Source organism: Cohnella yongneupensis (assembly GCF_042655785.1).
Lineage (GTDB): Bacteria > Bacillota > Bacilli > Paenibacillales > Paenibacillaceae > Cohnella > Cohnella yongneupensis.
On the sequence record NZ_JBHSNC010000055.1, the window covers coordinates 106,543 to 125,771 of the forward strand.

The window sequence follows — 19,229 nt, forward strand, 5'->3', positions numbered from 1 at the left end:
CTCATTTCTAGATTTATTTCGACGTTCGCGATACAATAAAAGGTGATTGCTTGGACAGGCCCTGCGACCTTTGCAGGGTACGGAGCGGTAGACGAGAGGAGCATATTCGCGAATGGTAAAGATCGGATCGCACGTATCTTTTTCGGACAAAGGGCTGCTTAACGCGGCGAACGAAGCGGAATCTTACGGTTCCGGCACGTTCATGATCTACACGGGCGCACCTCAGAATACGCGGAGGAAGCCTATCGAAGATTTATACATCCCAGAGGGGATTCAAGCGATGGCTGCAAGCGGCATCGACGTCAACGACATCGTCGTGCACGCGCCGTACATCGTGAATCTCGGTTCTTATAAGGAAGATACGTTTAAGCTCGCCGTCGATTTTTTGCAGGAAGAAATCCGGAGAACCCACAAGATCGGCGTGAAAAATATCGTTCTGCATCCGGGCGCGTACACCGAGAAAGATCCAGAATACGGCATCGCTCGCATCGCCGAAGGCTTGAACGAGGTGCTTGAGGGAACGAAGGAAACCGACGTCAACATCGCGCTCGAGACGATGGCCGGCAAAGGCACGGAAATCGGCCGCAGCTTCGAAGAGCTCGCCCAAATCATCGAACGCGTGCGCGATAACGACAGATTGACCGTATGTATGGATACTTGCCATATTCACGACGCGGGATACGACGTCGTCGGCGATATCGATGGCGTACTGCGCAAGTTCGACGAAATCGTAGGGTTGAACCGGATTGCCGTCGTTCACGTTAACGATAGCAAAAACCCGCAAGGCGCAGGCAAAGACCGCCATGCTCCGATCGGTTCAGGCTGGATCGGTTATCAGGGAATCGCCGGCGTCGTCGGCCACGAACTTTTGAAGGACAAGCCTTTTATACTCGAGACGCCTTGGATCGGCAAAGACGAAGCCAAGGAGCGCCCGATGTACGAAGCGGAAATCGCGATGCTGCGCGGCGACACGTCGAAGCGGTTCGGCGGACAGTTCCTTGAGGACGTCGAGCGTTTGCATTTCCATTTTGATAAAGAAGACATTCATCACCGGATATACGTGCTGCAGACGTGGGAATTGCTTAAGTCGGACGCCAAGGCTAGAAAGGCAGACCCGCGCGAGCCGATGGAACGCTTGTACGACATGCTGATCGAGCAACGGATTTTGTCCGGCGAATTGAGCGAGGAAGCGATCAACCACCGGTTGCTGGGCTGGCTCGCGGGTAAGGAATGGCTGAAAGCACTGTAAAGCGGGTCGACCCGACCCGCCGCTTCGGCCAATAGGAGAGAGGAAGAGACCTTAAGATGAGTCAACAACCAGTATATCAGCCGCAAGAAGTGAAGCGGCGGGAAGACAAGAGCAATCGGGCGCGCATGCTGATTTCTTGCCCGGATCGGGCGGGAATCGTAGCAGCCGTATCGCAGTTTCTATATGAGCAAGGCGCGAATATCGTGCAATCGGACCAGTATACGATGGATCCGGAAGGCGGCATGTTCTTCATGCGGATCGAATTCGATTTGCAAGACTTGGAGCTGCGCCTATCTACGTTGCAGGAAGATTTCGGGCGCGTTGCGGACCGGTTCTCGATGCGCTGGAGTATTTTCCGCGCGGCGCGCCGCAAACGGGTAGCGATATTCGTATCCAAGGAAGATCATGCGCTGCTCGAACTGCTGTGGCAATGGCAAGCAGGCGATCTCGATGCCGAGATCAGTATGGTTATTAGCAACCACCAGGATATGCGAGAGCTAGTCGAATCGTTCGGCATTACGTACCATTACATACCGGTTACGCCGGATACGAAGGCCGAGGCGGAGCGCCAACAGCGCGAGCTGACGTCCGGCAAAGTCGATCTGATCGTGCTCGCGCGCTACATGCAGATCATTCCGCCGAAGTTCATCGAGCAGTTCCATAACCGGATCATTAACATTCATCATTCGTTCTTGCCTGCGTTCGTCGGCGGCAAGCCGTACCAACAAGCGTATGATCGCGGCGTTAAGCTGATCGGGGCAACCGCGCATTACGTGACGGAAGAGTTGGATGGCGGACCGATCATCGAGCAGGATATTCAACGCGTCAGCCATCGGGATAACGTGAACGAGCTGAAGCGTATGGGTCGCCATATCGAACGGATCGTGCTCGCGCGCGCCGTGAAATGGCATATCGAAGACCGGTTGCTCGTGTTCCAGAACAAGACGGTAGCGTTCGTATAAGCCTGAAAATCAGCGAATCCGAAGTGCAAACTTGTACGGACATTTATAGCAATCCGATGGGGACCATGGTACAATAGGCAAAATGATTGATAGCTTATATCTGTACGATCCTAGGCGATAACGCCGAGAACGTACGGGAATAGACACGAGGAGGGTTTTACAGCAATGACAGCTAGCACGAAGACGATTGACCAATTATCCGTAACGACGATCCGCACGCTTTCCATCGATGCGATCGAGAAGGCCAAATCCGGACATCCCGGCATGCCGATGGGCGCAGCGCCGATGGGTTACCAATTGTTCGCCAAAACGATGAAGCACAATCCATCCCAACCGACGTGGATCGACCGCGATCGTTTCGTTCTCTCCGCGGGTCATGGCTCCATGCTTCTGTATTCCCTTCTCCATCTTAGCGGATATGATCTGCCTATCGAAGAGCTGAAGAACTTCCGTCAATGGGGTTCCTTGACGCCGGGTCACCCCGAGTTCGGTCACACCGCCGGCGTTGACGCAACGACGGGACCGCTCGGCCAAGGTATCGCAATGGCTGTCGGAATGGCTATGGCGGAAGCGCAACTCGGCGCAACGTACAACCGCGACGGCTTTAACGTTATCAACCACTTTACGTACGCGATTTGCGGCGACGGCGATTTGATGGAAGGGATTTCTCACGAAGCCGCTTCTATGGCCGGTCATATGCAACTCGGTAAATTGGTCGTACTTTATGATTCCAACGATATCTCGCTCGACGGCGAGCTGAACTTGTCGATGTCCGAGAGCGCGCAAAAGCGTTTCGAAGGCTACGGCTGGCAATATCTCCGCGTAGAGGACGGCAACGATCTCGACGCGTTGGCTAAGGCTATCGCGGCGGCCCAATCCGATACGAGCAAACCGACCTTGATCGAAGTGAAAACGGTCATCGGTTACGGCTCTCCTAACAAAGGCGGCAAAGGCGGACATGCGGGCCCTCACGGTTCCCCGCTCGGCGGCGACGAGTCGAAATTGACCAAAGCGTTCTACGAATGGCCGCATGAAGATTTCCACGTGCCGGCAGAAGTTCGCGCTCATTTCGACGAAGTGAAGAAATCCGGCGAGCAAGCGAACGCAGCCTGGGATGCGCAATTCGCGAAATACAAAGCTGCTCATCCGGCTTTGGCAGCGCAATTCGAAGCGGCAATCGCAGGCGAATTGCCAAGCGGTTGGGACGCGGATCTTCCGAAGTACACGACGGAAGACAAACCGTTGTCCACGCGCGTGGCTTCGGGTAACGCTCTGAACGGTCTTGCTAAGAACGTTCCGCAACTCGTGGGCGGTTCCGCGGACCTTGAAAGCTCAACGATGACGCACCTGAAGGGCTTGTCGGTATACAAACCGGGCAACTATGACGGACGCAACATCTACTTCGGCGTACGCGAATTCGCTATGGCTGCAGCGATGAACGGCATTATGCTGCATGGCGGTCTGAAAGTATTCGGCGGTACGTTCTTCGTATTCACGGACTATCTCCGTCCAGCGGTACGTCTGGCTGCGATCATGGGTCTTCCGGTCGTATACGTCTTGACGCATGACAGCATCGCGGTCGGGGAAGACGGCCCTACGCACGAACCGATCGAGCAGCTCGCTTCGATCCGCATCATCCCTAACCTGACGGTGCTTCGTCCTGCCGACGGCAACGAAACTTCCGCAGCATGGGCTTACGCGCTTCAAAACAAAGAAAAGCCGGTCGCGCTCGTATTGACTCGTCAAAACTTGCCGATTCTCGAAGGCACGTCGAACGCTCGCGCGGACATCGCCAAAGGCGCATACGTCGTATCCGAAGCGGCCAACGGCAATCCGCAAGGCATCCTGATCGCGACGGGCTCCGAAGTTCAACTCGCTGTCGCTTCGCAGAAGGCGCTTGCCGAGCAAGGCGTCCACGTCCGCGTCGTCAGCATGCCGAGCTGGGATCTATTCGAAGCTCAAGACGCGGCTTACAAAGCAAGCGTATTGCCTAAGAGCGTTAAAGCTCGCCTGGCGATCGAGATGGCTCATCCGTTCGGATGGGAGCGTTACGTCGGCGACGGCGGCGCGGTACTGGGCATCAACACGTTCGGCGCATCCGCACCGGGCGATCGCGTAATCAAAGAATACGGCTTCACGGTGGAGAACGTCGTGGCGCAATTCAATAAATTGCTGTAATACGCACAGGGGAGCGGGAGAGAAACCATGTCGCAATACAACAACGTATCGGTAGTTAAACAAGCGAACGTCTACTTTGAAGGCAAAGTAACGAGCCGCGCGGTCATTTTCGAAGATGGAACGAAAGTAACGCTGGGAATCATGTTGCCGGGCGAATACGAATTCGGAACGTCGCAGAAGGAAATCATGGACATCCAATCCGGCGAGCTTTCCGTATTGCTTCCGGGTAAATCCGACTGGCTTGAAATTACCGAGCCGCAAGCTTTCGAAGTGCCGGCTAACGCCAGCTTCAAGCTGAAAGTAAGAACGGTAACCGACTATATTTGCTCGTACTTGGATTAATCGGAGTACGCATAAAGAAACGGCTGAGCAGGAAGCTTCCTGTTCAGCCGTTTTGTCGTTTCAGGGTTAAAAACGCTCTTATTCCACGTGCCCTTCGATATATTGCTTCAACTGCAGTCTTTGGAATAACGGTAAGCCCGCGAGCAAGCAACCGTATTGGAATTGGCCGTTTTTCCGCTCGATGCGGATGACCTTGGCGGTCATAGGAGGCAGCTCGGACTCCTTCTGGAAGTGGATGACGACGAACATGTCCTGTTCGAGCGGGAATGGCGAGCCGACCTGGATGCCATCTTCGGATAAGTCGAGCAACGTACCTTCGACGGACTGCCCGCTGAAGCCGCCGGCTTCTTGCCATTGATAGATCGACATCATGATCGGGACGCTAAGCGGAAGACGAGTCTTCTTGCGGCGGTCCGCTCCGGTGGTTTCATCAGATTTAGCGGCAACTGGTGGCGCCGGAGGTTCCCCGATCTGCTTGCCGATCCAGCTCTCGTACACTTGCGCGAGAGCAGCTACGTCCGACTCTCCGAGCCCAGCCGCTTGTCCGATCTGGAACAAGCTCTTAGCGGCTTCGAGCATCGGCGTCGATACGCCGATGCCGTCCGTAAGGACGGAAGAGAGGCGCAGATCCTTAAGCATAAGACCTAGCGAGAATTGCACGCCATAGTCCCGGTCGATGATTTTGCGGCCCTTCAGGTCGGCTTGCTTGCTCGCCGCGCCTCCGGACTGAACGATTCGCAGGAACGCGTTCGCGTCGAGACCGCTCTTGGCGGCGATCGCCATGCCTTCGATCAAGCCCGCCGCGTTAATGCCGACGATCGTGTTATGCGCCAACTTGGCTGTCGCGCCGCTGCCGTTAGCACCTACGTACACGACGTCGCGCCCCATCGTGAGCAACAGCTCGCGATGCGCATCAACGACATGCTCGTCTCCTCCGGCCATGAACAGCAGGGAGCCGTCGATCGCCGCCGGCTTGCTGCCGGTGACCGGCGCGTCGATGAAATCGCTGAATTTTTCGTTGACGCTCGCCGCGATTCTCTTAGATAAATCCGGGGAAACCGTGCTGCTATCGATGACGGTCGTACCCGGTCTAAGCGCTTCGATGATTCCACCCGCGCCATAATAAATCTCTTCAACCGCCGAATCGTTACTGACCATCGTAATGACGATGTCCGCCGTTCGTGCAGCCGCAGCTGGCGACGCCGCAGCGTCCGCCCCTTGCTTGAGCAATTGCTCGTCTTTGCCTGCGGAGCGGTTAAATACGGTTACGGGGTATCCTTTGCGTAACAGATTCGCCGCCATAGGCTCGCCCATGACGCCAAGTCCGATAAATCCGATGGACTTCATTCGATCGTCTCCTTATTCAACAATATTTGCTAAGTTTCATTATATCTCACTTTCACCCGAGTGCCTATTCGGACAGAGGGTGGCAATAGAAAGTGTTTATGACATACGATATATTTATTTATGACGTAATTATTGCAGTTTCACTTGTGCCGACACCTATTTTTAAGTATTCTATATCTAATGTTCAAAGACCGTGGGGTCGCGAAAGGGAGAAGAATATCGTGAGCAAAAGCGTAAAGTTCGACTATTCCAAAGCACTTCAGTTTGTAGGACAGCATGAGATGGACAACTTGGCACCGGCGGTGAAGCTGGCGCATGAGCAATTACATAACGGAACGGGTGCAGGCTCGGATTACTTGGGCTGGATCAATCTTCCGTCCGACTATGATAAAGAAGAGTTCGCTCGGATCCAGAAGTCCGCAGGCAAAATCCAATCCGATTCCGACGCGCTCGTCGTCATCGGCATCGGCGGCTCTTACCTCGGCGCCCGCGCGGCGATCGAAATGCTTCAACACTCGTTCTATAATACGTTGTCCAAAGACCAACGCAAAACGCCACAAATTTTCTACGCGGGCAACAACATCAGCTCGACTTACGTAACGCACCTGCTCCAAGCGCTCGAAGGCAAAGACTGGTCGATCAACGTTATCTCCAAATCGGGAACGACAACCGAGCCGGCGATCGCGTTCCGCATTTTCCGCGAAGCGCTCGAGAGCCAATACGGCAAAGAAGAAGCCCGCAAACGTATTTACGCGACGACCGATAAGGCTCGCGGAGCGCTTAAGGTGCTTGCTACCGAAGAAGGATATGAAACGTTCGTCATTCCGGACGACGTCGGCGGACGCTATTCCGTGTTGACGGCCGTAGGTTTGCTGCCGATTGCAGCCGCTGGTATCGATATCGAAGCGATGATGGAGGGCGCGCAAGATGCGGCTAAGGAACTCAACAACCCGAACCTGAGCGAGAACGGAGCGTACCAATACGCTGCCGTGCGTAACGCGCTTTACCGCAAAGGCAAGACGGTCGAAATTCTCGTCAACTACGAGCCAGGTCTGCATTTCGTATCCGAATGGTGGAAACAACTCTACGGCGAGAGCGAAGGCAAAGACTACAAAGGCATTTACCCGGCATCCGTCGATTTCTCCACCGATCTGCACTCGATGGGACAGTTCATCCAAGAGGGCAACCGGATTATATTCGAAACGGTGCTTCAAGTGGGCAGTGTAGCGGACCAAATCACGATCCAGCGCAACGACGACGATCTGGACGGCCTCAACTTCCTGGCTGGCAAGACGCTCGACTTCGTTAACAAGAAAGCGTTCGAAGGAACGTTGCTCGCGCATACCGACGGTCAAGTGCCTAACTTGATCGTGAACTTGCCGGACATGACTCCTTACACGTTCGGTTACATGGTGTATTTCTTCGAGATCGCGTGCGGCGTGAGCGGTTACTTGCTCGGCGTTAACCCTTTCAACCAAGAAGGCGTCGAAGCGTACAAGAAGAACATGTTCGCGTTACTCGGCAAGCCGGGCTTCGAAGAGCAGAAGAAGGCGCTTGAAGCGCGACTGTAAGCTAAATCGAATGCTGTCAAACAACAGAGCTTTCCCGTTAGGTCTTCGGACCAAGGGAAGGCTCTTTTTTTGCGTTTGAACGACGGCGATGGGTAAATTATGCCAAAAATAACGATACAATGTGTATACAAATCGAAAAAGTCATGTTACTATCTGTATAGCGTTACAATACGTATCTTAATGATACTATTCGTTCGACATGGAAGGGTGATCGAAAAGTAGGGCTCGGACCGAGCGGAGCAGGTGCAGTTGGTAGGCAATTCGTCTTATTTACCTAAAATGGAGGAAAGAAAATGACCAGCATAAGGACAAGCAGGGTTTTGATTAGTTTGTTGTTTGCGGTAGGATTGGCGATCGTGGGCTTCGCGGGGATTGCTAGCGCGGCGCCGCCGGTTCCAAGCGCAACGCCTGGCAGCGGCAACGTAACGGTCGGGAGTTCGATCGTCCTAGATAATAATAGCAATGGGACGGTCTGTTATACGACGGGAAGCAATACGTCGATTGTGGCACCTTCGCGAAACGGGACCACACCAATAGCTCCTACGCAATGCGGTTCCAGCAATCAAGGGAATGCGACGGTAACGGTGAGCGGTACAGTAGGCTCGCAATTCGTAATCAAAGCCGGCGCGTTTAGCATTATTGATGGCAACAGCGCCATACAGACTTTTACTTATACGATTGTCGCACCGACCGCTGCACCAACGGCATACCCAGGCAATAATGCGATTCTGAACGACGCCGCCAATACGATCAAGTTGGTATCGGCTACGTCAGGCGCCACCATTTACTATACGGTCGGCAACACTTCAGGAAGTACGCCGTCAGATCCAACAACTAGCTCGCAAAGCGTGACGAACGGCGGAACGATTACTTTGACAGGCGTAGATGGCAACTCGACAAAAGTAAAAGCTATGGCCGCATCTGCGGGGGCTAGCAACAGCCCGGTTATCACATTTTCGTATACTTTCAGCAACGATAGTTCGGTTAATACGCCTACGTTAGCGGCAGGTAGTGCCGCATCAGGCTCGGTAGTTAGCAATAATACCAACATTACAATTAATCAGAATGACAGCGATACTTCTACCAGAACGTATTACACGACGGATGGAAGCATGCCGTCCAGAACTAATAATACGGGTAATACGACGAATAATAGCATCACTTTATCATTAACTGGCTCTCCCGGACAGACTGTTTATGTGAAAGCTTTTAATACTAGAGCTAGTCGCAGAGATAGCGATGTGTTGGAGCTTCAGTATAAGATCTATTCCATTCCGACTGTAGCATCAAGCGCGAAGAATGGAACGGAAGATAATTCATTGTCATTCGGCGCGGCGGATTTCACGGGGAATTACGCAGATGCGGACGGGCAATCATTGAACAAGATCAAAATAACCGAATTGCCTACGGCTGCCCAAGGATTGCTGAAGATAGGCGGCAGTAATGCATCTCTCAATCAAGAGGTCACAGCTGCTAATTTGGGTACGATCACCTTTGCACCAGCCCAAAACTTTAACGGCGATGCGACTTTCAAATGGAGCGCTTCCGACGGCACGAATTACTCATCGACATCGGCGACGTTGACAATGAGCATTGCAGCGGTCAACGATGCACCGACGATCACGGACATTACGAATAAATCAACGAACGAGGATACCGCAACATCGCCGGCTATTACTTTCACGGTAGGCGATGTGGAGACAGCAGCAGGAAGCCTCACGGTATCAGGTTCCTCCAGCAGTCAGACACTAGTGCCGGATGCTAACATCGTATTCGGCGGTAGCGGAGCGAGCCGCACAGTAACGATTACCCCTGCACTAAATCAAAACGGGTCGGCAACAATATCAATTACGGTTAATGACGGTACGACTTCGGTTTCGGATACGTTCTTGTTGACCGTCAATCCGGTGAATGATGCGCCGGTTGCGGTAGCCGATAATGGCTTCAGCATAACGGAAGACGGAACGCTGACAACTGTGATTGCGAACAGCGTCCTGAACAATGACTCCGATGTCGACGGCAATACTTTAACGGCGGTTAAAGTATCGAACCCATCGAATGGCAGCGTAACCCTGAATGCAAATGGTACATTCACTTACACGCCAGCTGCTAACTTTAACGGCACGGATAGCTTTACCTACAAAGCAAACGACGGAACTGTTGATTCGAACGTTGTGTCGGTAACGATTTCCGTTACGGCGGTCAACGATGCACCGGTTGCTGTAGGCGATAGCGGCTTCAGCGTAGCGGAAGATGGCACGCTGACGACTGCGATTGCAGACAGCGTCCTGAATAATGACTCCGATGTCGACGGCAATACTTTAACGGCGGTTAAAGTATCGAACCCATCGAATGGCAGCGTAACCCTGAATGCAAATGGTACATTCACTTACACGCCAACCGCTAACTTTAACGGGACGGATAGCTTTACCTACAATGCAAACGACGGAACTGTTGATTCGAACGTTGTGTCGGTAACGATTTCCGTTACGGCGGTCAACGATGCACCGGTTGCTGTAGCCGATAGCGGCTTCAGCGTAGCGGAAGATGGCACGCTGACGACTGCGATTGCAGACAGCGTCCTGAATAATGACTCCGATATCGACGGCAATACTTTAACGGCGGTTAAAGTATCGAACCCATCGAATGGCAGCGTAACCCTGAATGCGAACGGTACATTCACTTACACGCCAACCGCTAACTTTAACGGGACGGATAGCTTTACCTACAATGCAAACGACGGCGCGGCTGATTCGAACGTCGTGTCGGTAACGATTTCCGTTACGGCGGTGAATGATGCTCCAGTGGCAACGAACGGCGACCTGACGGTCGAAGAAGATTCGTCTGCTACAGGCACGTTGGTTGTAACGGACATTGACAGCGCATCTCTCATCTACAGCATCACGCAGCAACCGGCCCACGGCACGGTTGTCATCACGAATACAGCAACAGGTGCCTATAAGTATACGGCAACGGATCCGAACTGGACCGGAGGCGACTCTTTCAAGTTCAAGGCCAGGGACGGTGCGGTAGGGGCGCCAGGTGCATTGGATTCGAACGAGGCAACGGTAACGGTGGCGTACACGGCAGTAAACGATGCGCCGACGATAGCCATTGCATTGAATGACAAAAACGCAACGGAAGATGCTCCATTCAGCTTCGCAATCCCAGCAGGCACGTTTGCTGACGTGGACGCAGGCGACCATCTGACGATTACCGTAAGCGGTCTGCCAAGCTGGCTGACGTTCGCAGGCGGTACGCTCAGCGGTACGCCAGCAAACGCTGACGTAGGTGAAGCCGTAATCACAGTAGCGGCAACGGACGACAGCGGCGCAACGGCTTCGGACACGTTCACGATTACGATCGCGAACACGAACGATGCACCGACGGTAGCCGTCGAACTGGATGATACAAACGCAACGGAAGATGTACCATTTAGCTTCGTAATCCCAGCAGGCACTTTCGCTGATGTGGATGAAGGCGACCATCTGACGCTTACGGCGAGCGGCCTGCCAAGCTGGCTGACGTTCAACGGTAGCGAATTCAGCGGTACGCCAGCAAACGCAGACGTTGGCGAAGCAGTCATTACGGTAACGGCAACGGACGGCAGCAGCGCAACGACTTCGGACACGTTCACGATTACGATCGCGAACGCGAACGATGCACCGACGCTTGCAACAGCAATCGCTGACCAAAACGCAACGGAAGATGCCCCATTCAGCTTCGCGATCCCAGCAGGCACGTTCGCTGATGTGGACGCAGGCGACCATCTGACGCTTACGGCGAGTGGCCTGCCAAGCTGGCTGACGTTCGACGGCAGCACGTTCAGCGGCACGCCTGTTAACGCTGACGTAGGTGAAGCCGTAATCACGGTAACGGCAACAGACGACAGCGGCGCATTCGTTTCGGACACGTTCAAGATTACGATCGCGAACACGAACGATGCACCGACGGTAGCGGTTGAACTGGAAGATAAAAACGCAACGGAAGATGCTCCATTCAGCTTCGAGATCCCAGTAGGCACTTTCGCTGACGTGGACGCAGGCGATCATCTGACACTTACGGCGAGCGGTCTGCCAAGCTGGCTGACGTTCAACGGTAGCGAATTCAGCGGTACGCCAGCAAACGCAGACGTTGGCGAAGCAGTCATTACGGTAACGGCAACAGACAGCAGCGGTGCAACGGCTTCGGACACGTTCAAAATTACGATCGCGAACACAAACGATACACCGATGCTTGCAACAGCAATCGCTGATCAAAACGCAACGGAAGATGCCCCATTCAGCTTCGCAATCCCAGCAGGCACGTTCGCTGAGGTGGACGCAGGCGATCATCTGACGTATACGGCGAGCGGCCTGCCAACCTGGTTGACGTTCGACGGCAGCACGTTCAACGGAACGCCTGCAAACGAGAACGTAGGCGAATCCGTAATCACGGTAACGGCAACGGACGACAGCGGCGCCACGGTAACGGATACGTTCACGATTACGATCGCGAACACGAACGATGCACCGACGGTAGCGGTTGAACTGGAAGATAAAAACGCAACGGAAGATGCTCCATTCAGCTTCGCGATCCCAGCAGGCACTTTCGCTGATGTGGATGAAGGCGACCATCTGACGCTTACGGCGAGCGGCTTGCCAAGCTGGCTGACGTTCGACGGCAGCGAGTTCAGCGGTACGCCAGCAAACGCAGACGTTGGCGAAGCAGTCATTACGGTAACGGCAACGGACGGCAGCGGCGCAACGACTTCGGACACGTTCACGATTACGATCGCGAACACGAACGATACACCGACGCTTGCAACAGCAATCGCTGATCAAAACGCAACGGAAGATGCCGCATTCAGCTTCGCGATCCCAGCAGGCACGTTCGCTGATGTGGACGCAGGCGATCATCTGACGTATTCGGCGAGCGGCCTGCCTACTTGGTTGACGTTCGACGGCAGCACGTTCAACGGAACGCCTGCAAACGAGGACGTAGGCGAATCCGTAATCACGGTAACGGCAACGGACGACAGCGGCGCCACGGTAACGGATACGTTCAAGATTACGGTCGCGAACACGAACGATGCACCGGTAGCGACGACCGGCAGCCTGACGGTAGTAGAAGATCTTTCTGCTTCTGGCACGCTGGCTGCAACGGACATAGACAGCGCATCGTTGACTTACAGCATCGTGCAACAACCGGGCCACGGCACGGTATCGATCACGAATGCAGCGACTGGCGCCTACACGTACACGGCAACGGATTTGAACTGGACCGGCGGAGACTCGTTCACGTTCAAAGCTACTGATTCGGATGGAGCAGATTCGAACGTCGCGACGGTAACGGTGGCTTACACTCCAGTCAACGACGCACCGGTAATCAGCAAGAACGGTTCTGGCAACATCGATTTCACGCCACCAATCTATTTGACTGTCGGAGCTTCGCCGCTAATTCTTGATCTTTCGAGCAAGTTCTCCGATGTGGATGGAGACTCAGTAACGCTGAACACGGTGAGCTCGAGCATTTCCAGCGTTGCGTCGGTATCGATCAACGGCAGCACGAGCGTCCGGATCATTCCGGTTGCCGGCGGAACGGCAACGATCACGATTAGCGTAAAAGACGGACACGGCGGATTCGATACGGCAACGTTCAGCGTTACGATCAACGGAGCTCCAACCGTCAACGGCAAGATCAATAATCAGACGTTGACTGTTGCAACGGGTTCGAAAGCAGTCGATATTTCGACGAAGTTCAGCGATCCTAATGGTGATCCGCTAACGATTACCGCGATCTCCAGTAACCCGTCGCTTGTAACGATCGACCCGCTTAGCAGCAATACATCAATCGTACTGAAGCCGGTGGCAACGGGCACTGCAACGATTACGGTAACGGCAAATGACCAAAAGGGCGGCACGGTTTCAACGTCGTTCACCGTCACGGTCAATAACTCGGCGCCGGTAGTTAACTACACGATGCCAAGCGTATCGGTAATGCTTACGGAATCTTCCAAGTCAGTGACGGTTCCTGCGGATCTCTTCTTCGATGCAGACAACGATGCACTGACATTCACGGTAGCGTCGGACAGAACCTCGGTGGCAACAGTATCGATCATAGGAAATGAGATTACGATTATTCCGCTTAGCAAAGGTACGGCCAAAGTAACGGTCACTGCGAATGACGGACATGGCGGTACGAAAGCAACCAGCTTTAACGTAAACGTCAATACGGCTCCGAATGTCATTCCAGGTCATAATGTACCTGACGTAACCTATACGGTTGCCGGCGGTAAGCAAACGATCTCGGCATCGGATATCTTCAGCGACGATGACGGCGACAATCTGACTTTGTCCGCGGTAACCGGATCAAGCGATATTACGGTAACGGTCAGCGGCAAAAACATTCTCGTGACGCCGACGCATCGTACTCCTATAGGTACGCCTGCTTTGATCACTGTAACGGCTAATGACGGCAAAGGCGGCACGGTTACGGATGAATTCTACGTGACGGTCGTCAACTCGAACCCTACGGCTAGAAACGTCGCAAACAAAACGGTGAGAGTGGGTAAAGATATTACAGTCAATCTGAGCAACACGTTCGCCGATGTGGATGGAGATTCGCTAGTCCTTTCCGTAAGTACTTCTAGCAGCAACATCACCGCCTCATTGAACGGCACCGATCTCGTCATTCATGGTGAAGCAGAAACTACGCCAGGCTCCGACGTACTGGTCACGATCGTGGCCGATGATCAAGCAGGCGGAACGGTTACTACAACACTCTACGTTAAAGTCAATCCTTAACAGCTATTAATCAGAAACAACCCGGTCGCTTTCGGCCGGGTTGTTTCTTTTTGACCGCGCATGATATGCTATCGACAAAATGCAACATCGGAGGTGCTTCGTGCTCCCGCGTTATTCCACCGTCAGGCAGTACGGTTCGCAAGAGATCGTTATCAAAAAATCGCGTTTCATAGGCCATGCCAAGCCGGTTGCCACCGAAGAGGAGGCGATTGCGTTCATCGAGGAGCTGAAGAAGAAGTATTGGGACGCCACGCACAACTGTTCCGCCTATATGATCGGGGATCGCGACCAATATCAGAAGGCATTGGACGACGGCGAACCTAGCGGAACGGCGGGCAAGCCCATTCTCGAAGTCATTAAACATCGCGGTTTGAAAAATATAGCGGTCGTAGTAACCCGATATTTCGGCGGAATCATGCTGGGTGCAGGCGGGCTTGTCCGCGCGTACACGGACGGAGCGGTCGCCGGGATCGACGCGGCTGTGCCGATCGAGTATGTGCTGCATCGCGAAGTATTCGTCGACGTCGACTATACGTGGTACGGCAAGCTGGAGAACGAGCTCCGCGGCAAAGGTTACCTCGTCGGCGACGTTTCTTTTACCGACAGGGTCAACGTATTGTGCCTTCCCGAAGAAGGAGATTCCGAGCGATTCTTGGCCTGGATTACGGACGTAACCCAGGGACAAGCCCTGCTGGCAACGGGCGAAGCGAAGTATATCGCAATGGGTGACCGCCCATAAAGGAATCGAATAGACTGTATTAGTTTTTTTAATAAAATGTACGTCGCACTAGGTGCAAGTGATTGACGGGATAAGCTGCCATCTGGTAAAGTATCAATACCAACTAATTTAATAGGAATTATCTTATATACAGCTGTCACAGCTTCAGGAGGTACACGTCAACGTGAGTTCCATGATGCAAAGCCGCTGGTGGAGCTGGGGATTTCGCAGCGCTGTCATGCTATACTTCGTGTTGCTGATCGTATTGCCGATTTGCGGAATATACGGTCAATCGTTATCCGCGGGATGGTCTACGTTCATTGACAATTTATCCGAGCCGCTAGCTTGGAATGCCGTTCTTTTGACCATCAAGTTGGCTTTGTTCGCGACGATCGTCAATGTTCTGGTCGGTACGATGTCGGCTTGGGTATTGATCCGTTACCGGTTTCCGGGAAGACGGCTTCTCAATAGTCTCGTAGATTTGCCTTTCGCATTGCCGACGGCCGTAGCGGGTCTAATGATTCTGCTCTTGCTCGGTCCTCACAGCTTCGTGGGGGAATGGGCGGAACGGCTCGGATTTACGATCCTGTTCCATGAGCCGGCGATCGTGATCGCGATGGTATTCGTTACGTTTCCGTTCGTCATTCGCGCGGTGCAACCGCTGCTCGAAGAGATGGACGCTTCCGAAGAAGAAGCCGCGTATACACTCGGCGCCACGAAAGCGAAGACGTTCTGGCAGGTCATCTTGCCGAACATGCTACCGGGCATCTTGAGCGGCGCGATGCTCGCCTTTTCCAGGGCGCTTGCGGAATTCGGCGCGGTCGTGCTCGTAGCGGGCAACATTCCGGGCAAGACGCTGATCGCTTCGGTGTACATTTTCGGAGAGATCGAGAGCGACAACGTGACCGGCGCTACCGCCGTCAGCGTGTTGCTGCTTACGTTATCCCTGCTGATCCTCTGGTCAGTCAACTACGTGCAAATGCGGAGGAAAGGCGTATGAGGCGGCTTTGGATCGGTTGTACCGTATTCGTATTCGGATTGTTGCTCATCGTTCCGGTTATTCGGATCGCGATGGGGGCTTGGGACGAGGGCTGGAGCGGATTTTCCGGCGGCATTACGCGTCCGGAAACCGGGCATGCGTTGCTCATGACCGGCACGATCGTCGTCATCGTCACTTTGATCAACACCGTGTTCGGAGTCATGCTTTCTTTATATTTAGTCCGGGCAACCTGGCTCGGCCGCAAGCTTAAGCAATTGCTCAATAGCATCGTAGATTTGCCGTTCGCGGTATCCCCCGTTATCGGCGGACTGATGATCGTTTTACTGCTCGGACCGGATACGGCGCTCGGCGCCATCTTCAACTGGGCGGGCGTCGATATCGTATACGCTTTGCCGGGGATGGTCATCGCGACGCTGTTCGTAACGTTCCCGCTAATCGTTCGCGAGGTCATGCCGGTCCTTCAGGAAATCGGCAGCCAGCAAGAAGAAGCGGCCGCTACGCTAGGCGCGAGCGCTTGGACGACGTTCTGGCGCGTAACTTGGCCTTCGATCCGTTGGAGCGTCGTGTACGGAGTCGTGCTGACGGTTGCCCGGGCACTCGGAGAGTTCGGTGCCGTGCTCGTCGTATCGGGTAACATCATTAACAAGACGCAGACCGCGACAACGCTCGTCTATCAAGACGTAGAGAACTTTAACTTGACCGCGGCGAACGCAGTCGCGCTCGTGCTGGCGGCAGGATCGGTAACGTTGCTATTATTCATGGAATGGGCCAAATCCCGAAAGGAAGTGCACTAGATGCATGTAGAAGTTCGAGGTTTAAACAAGAAATTCGGCAGCTTCCAAGCCGTTCAAGACGTGAATTTCTCCATCGACAAAGGCCAATTGATCGGCCTGCTCGGACCGAGCGGCGGCGGCAAAACCTCGATTCTTCGCATGCTGGCGGGTCTAGAGACCGTCGACTCCGGCGATATCCTGTTCCACGGCAATCGGGTTAACGATTTGCCTCCGCAAGAGCGGGGCATCGGCTTCGTTTTCCAGAACTACGCGCTGTTCAAGCATATGACCGTAGCGGATAACATCGCGTTCGGTCTCGAAGTGAAGAAGTGGTCCAAAGCCAAGATCAAGGAGCGCGTAGCGGAGCTCGTCGAATTGACCGGCCTGTCCGGCTTCGAACGCAGATTGCCGCATCAGCTGTCCGGCGGCCAACGCCAACGCGTGGCGTTCGCCCGGGCTTTGGCGCCGGAGCCGCAATTGCTGCTGCTCGACGAACCGTTCGCCGCGATCGACGCGAAGATCAGACACGAGCTGCGCTCGTGGCTTCGCGACATGATCGACCGGCTGGGCATTACTTCGATCTTCGTTACGCATGACCAAGACGAAGCGATCGAAGTGGCCGACGAAATTATGATTATCAACAAAGGCCGCCTGGAGCAGAAGGGCTCGCCTTGGGAAATTTATAAAGATCCGCAGTCGCCGTTCGTTGCCGGATTCATCGGCGAGTCGACGATCGTCGACAACGTGTCGTCGCTGCGCGGATTCGAGACGGCGAGCTCATGGCCGGGCACTAAAGCTTTAATACGTCCGGAGTACGTGGAGATCGGGCAACCAAGCGAATTTCCGATTTTGTCCGCGACGGCCAAAGGGCGCGTCCGCCATATTCATTTTCGCGGCAGCGAGTGGCTCGTCGAAGTCGAAGTCGGCTCGTCGAAGCTCGTCACGTACCGTTCGCTCGAGAAGCAAGTGCTTCATCCGGGAGACGAAGTGCAAGTGCTGATCCATCGCGCTTATTTGTTTAACGACAGCGACAGCTGGATCATGGAGAATAAGCTTAAGGAAGATCCGTTGCCGGTTCATATTTAATCGGTTCGGAGGGGAGCCTTCAAAGGCACCGCAGGAGGAAAGACATGAATTCTGGCAAACCTACCTATCATATGCGCTCGCGCTTATCGCTGGTCATGTCGCTCTTGCTTGCGCTTGTCCTCGCGACGGCGTTGACCGCTTGCAATAAGGGAGAATCGAAGGCGGAAGCTGCGCCGCAATCCGGAGACGTGACGCTAGTCGTTGGCGCTTATTCGGTTGCGAAGGACGCGATCGGAGATCTGTTGCCGGCGTTCAAAGCGTACTGGAAGTCGAAGACCGGGCAATCCGTGTCGTTCCAAGAGTCGTACGAAGCGTCCGGCACGCAGGCCCGCGCGATCATCGGCGGCTTCGAAGCGGACGTGACGCTGCTGGCGATGCAAGGCGACGTCGAGAAGCTCGTGAAGGCGAAGCTAGTCGATCCGGATTGGAACGCGAACGCCACGAAGGGCATGGTCACTCGCTCCATCGTCGTGCTCGGCACGCGGGAAGGCAATCCGCTAGGCATTCGAGGCTTTGACGACTTGAAGCGCAAAGGCGTCAAGGTGCTGTATCCGAATCCGAAGACGTCGGGCGGTGCGCAGTGGGACATTAACGCAATATACGGCGCCGGCCTTAAGCACTCGGAAGCGGAGACTGGCGCGAGCGATCCGGCTTACGCGAAGCAATTTCTTGCGGACGTGCATCGTAACATCGAGTCGATGGATAAGAGCGGTCGCGCTTCGATGGCGGCCTTCGAATACGGAGTAGGCGACGTTATCGTCACTTACGAGAATGAGTTGCTTGCGAGAATCGCCCAAGGCGTTAAGTACGATATCGTTATCCCTGACAGCACGATTCTGATCGAGAATCCGGCCGCGGTCGTCGCGCGCAATGCCGACAAGCACGGGGTTAGGGACGTAGCGGATGCGTTCGTCGCGTATTTGCAAAGCGCGGAGGCGCAGCGGGTGTTCGCCCAGAACGGGTTCCGTCCGGTGAACGAAGCGGTCGCAGACGAGTTCGCGAGTAAGTTCCCTAAACCTGCCGATCTGTTCGACATTTCTTATTTAGGCGGCTGGGACGCGGTTCGCGAGACCTTATACTCCAAACGGGGCGTCTGGTACCAAGTGCTCGCCGGAAAATAACGAAGAAGCGAAATAGCCGACGTTCGCATGCGTGAAGTGCACCCCTTATAGTGGACATTGTATAAAACACCCTGGTGTTTTACCGATGAAAACTATA

General features: G+C 54.2%; 12 protein-coding genes. 11 read left to right on the forward strand and 1 reads right to left on the reverse strand.

Features of this window, described 5'->3' with window-relative positions; all coding sequences use genetic code 11:
- Positions 1-112 precede the first annotated feature (112 nt).
- The 4 genes from ACFPQ4_RS19645 (at position 113) to ppnP (ending at position 4,731) form a co-directional block, all read left to right on the forward strand.
- Complete coding sequence (locus tag ACFPQ4_RS19645; RefSeq protein ID WP_378113592.1) at positions 113-1,249, forward strand: deoxyribonuclease IV; 1,137 nt, start codon at positions 113-115, stop codon at positions 1,247-1,249.
- 56 nt (positions 1,250-1,305) lie between these two features.
- The gene (gene purU / locus ACFPQ4_RS19650; protein WP_378113593.1) at positions 1,306-2,211 is read left to right on the forward strand and encodes a formyltetrahydrofolate deformylase; all 906 of its coding nucleotides are present in this window, start codon (positions 1,306-1,308) and stop codon (positions 2,209-2,211) included.
- Between the two features lie 165 nt (positions 2,212-2,376).
- Positions 2,377-4,389, forward strand: a complete 2,013-nt coding sequence (gene tkt / locus ACFPQ4_RS19655) for a transketolase (RefSeq protein ID WP_378113594.1) — start codon at positions 2,377-2,379, stop codon at positions 4,387-4,389.
- A gap of 27 nt (positions 4,390-4,416) precedes the next feature.
- Entirely contained in the window at positions 4,417-4,731 is a 315-nt protein-coding gene (ppnP, locus tag ACFPQ4_RS19660) for a pyrimidine/purine nucleoside phosphorylase (RefSeq protein ID WP_378113595.1), read from the forward strand.
- Positions 4,732-4,809: 78 nt separating this feature from the next.
- On the opposite strand, the gene ACFPQ4_RS19665 is transcribed toward ppnP, so the two are convergent.
- Positions 4,810-6,078: an NAD(P)-binding domain-containing protein gene (locus tag ACFPQ4_RS19665; protein ID WP_378113596.1), complete on the reverse strand. Its 1,269-nt coding sequence runs from the start codon at positions 6,076-6,078 to the stop codon at positions 4,810-4,812.
- Between the two features lie 221 nt (positions 6,079-6,299).
- On the opposite strand from ACFPQ4_RS19665, the gene ACFPQ4_RS19670 reads away from it, so the two are divergent.
- From ACFPQ4_RS19670 to ACFPQ4_RS19700, 7 genes are all read left to right on the forward strand, one after another.
- Entirely contained in the window at positions 6,300-7,649 is a 1,350-nt protein-coding gene (locus tag ACFPQ4_RS19670; RefSeq protein ID WP_378113597.1) for a glucose-6-phosphate isomerase, read from the forward strand.
- 293 nt (positions 7,650-7,942) lie between these two features.
- The gene (locus ACFPQ4_RS19675) at positions 7,943-14,434 is read left to right on the forward strand and encodes a beta strand repeat-containing protein (RefSeq protein ID WP_378113598.1); all 6,492 of its coding nucleotides are present in this window, start codon (positions 7,943-7,945) and stop codon (positions 14,432-14,434) included.
- Positions 14,435-14,534: 100 nt separating this feature from the next.
- Positions 14,535-15,173, forward strand: a complete 639-nt coding sequence (locus ACFPQ4_RS19680) for a YigZ family protein (protein ID WP_378113599.1) — start codon at positions 14,535-14,537, stop codon at positions 15,171-15,173.
- Positions 15,174-15,345: 172 nt separating this feature from the next.
- Entirely contained in the window at positions 15,346-16,152 is an 807-nt protein-coding gene (gene cysT / locus ACFPQ4_RS19685; RefSeq protein ID WP_378113611.1) for a sulfate ABC transporter permease subunit CysT, read from the forward strand.
- A complete protein-coding gene (locus tag ACFPQ4_RS19690) occupies positions 16,149-16,946 on the forward strand; it encodes a sulfate ABC transporter permease subunit (RefSeq protein WP_378113600.1) in 798 nt (265 codons plus the stop codon). The genes cysT and ACFPQ4_RS19690 overlap by 4 nt, the downstream gene beginning before the upstream one ends.
- Positions 16,947-18,011, forward strand: coding sequence for a sulfate/molybdate ABC transporter ATP-binding protein (locus ACFPQ4_RS19695; RefSeq protein WP_378113601.1), 1,065 nt, complete (start codon positions 16,947-16,949; stop codon positions 18,009-18,011).
- Positions 18,012-18,055: 44 nt separating this feature from the next.
- On the forward strand, positions 18,056-19,132 hold the full coding sequence (locus ACFPQ4_RS19700) for a sulfate ABC transporter substrate-binding protein (RefSeq protein ID WP_378113602.1): 1,077 nt from the start codon (positions 18,056-18,058) through the stop codon (positions 19,130-19,132).
- The last annotated feature ends 97 nt before the right edge of the window (positions 19,133-19,229 follow it).

Coding starts and splice junctions, on each gene's coding strand:
- ACFPQ4_RS19700 (WP_378113602.1), top strand. CDS start 18,056: ATGAATTCTGGCAAACCTACCTATCATATGCGCTCGCGCTTATCGCTG.
- ACFPQ4_RS19675 (WP_378113598.1), top strand. CDS start 7,943: ATGACCAGCATAAGGACAAGCAGGGTTTTGATTAGTTTGTTGTTTGCG.
- tkt (WP_378113594.1), top strand. CDS start 2,377: ATGACAGCTAGCACGAAGACGATTGACCAATTATCCGTAACGACGATC.
- ACFPQ4_RS19695 (WP_378113601.1), top strand. CDS start 16,947: ATGCATGTAGAAGTTCGAGGTTTAAACAAGAAATTCGGCAGCTTCCAA.
- purU (WP_378113593.1), top strand. CDS start 1,306: ATGAGTCAACAACCAGTATATCAGCCGCAAGAAGTGAAGCGGCGGGAA.
- ACFPQ4_RS19690 (WP_378113600.1), top strand. CDS start 16,149: ATGAGGCGGCTTTGGATCGGTTGTACCGTATTCGTATTCGGATTGTTG.
- ppnP (WP_378113595.1), top strand. CDS start 4,417: ATGTCGCAATACAACAACGTATCGGTAGTTAAACAAGCGAACGTCTAC.
- ACFPQ4_RS19665 (WP_378113596.1), bottom strand. CDS start 6,078: ATGAAGTCCATCGGATTTATCGGACTTGGCGTCATGGGCGAGCCTATG.
- ACFPQ4_RS19645 (WP_378113592.1), top strand. CDS start 113: ATGGTAAAGATCGGATCGCACGTATCTTTTTCGGACAAAGGGCTGCTT.
- cysT (WP_378113611.1), top strand. CDS start 15,346: ATGATGCAAAGCCGCTGGTGGAGCTGGGGATTTCGCAGCGCTGTCATG.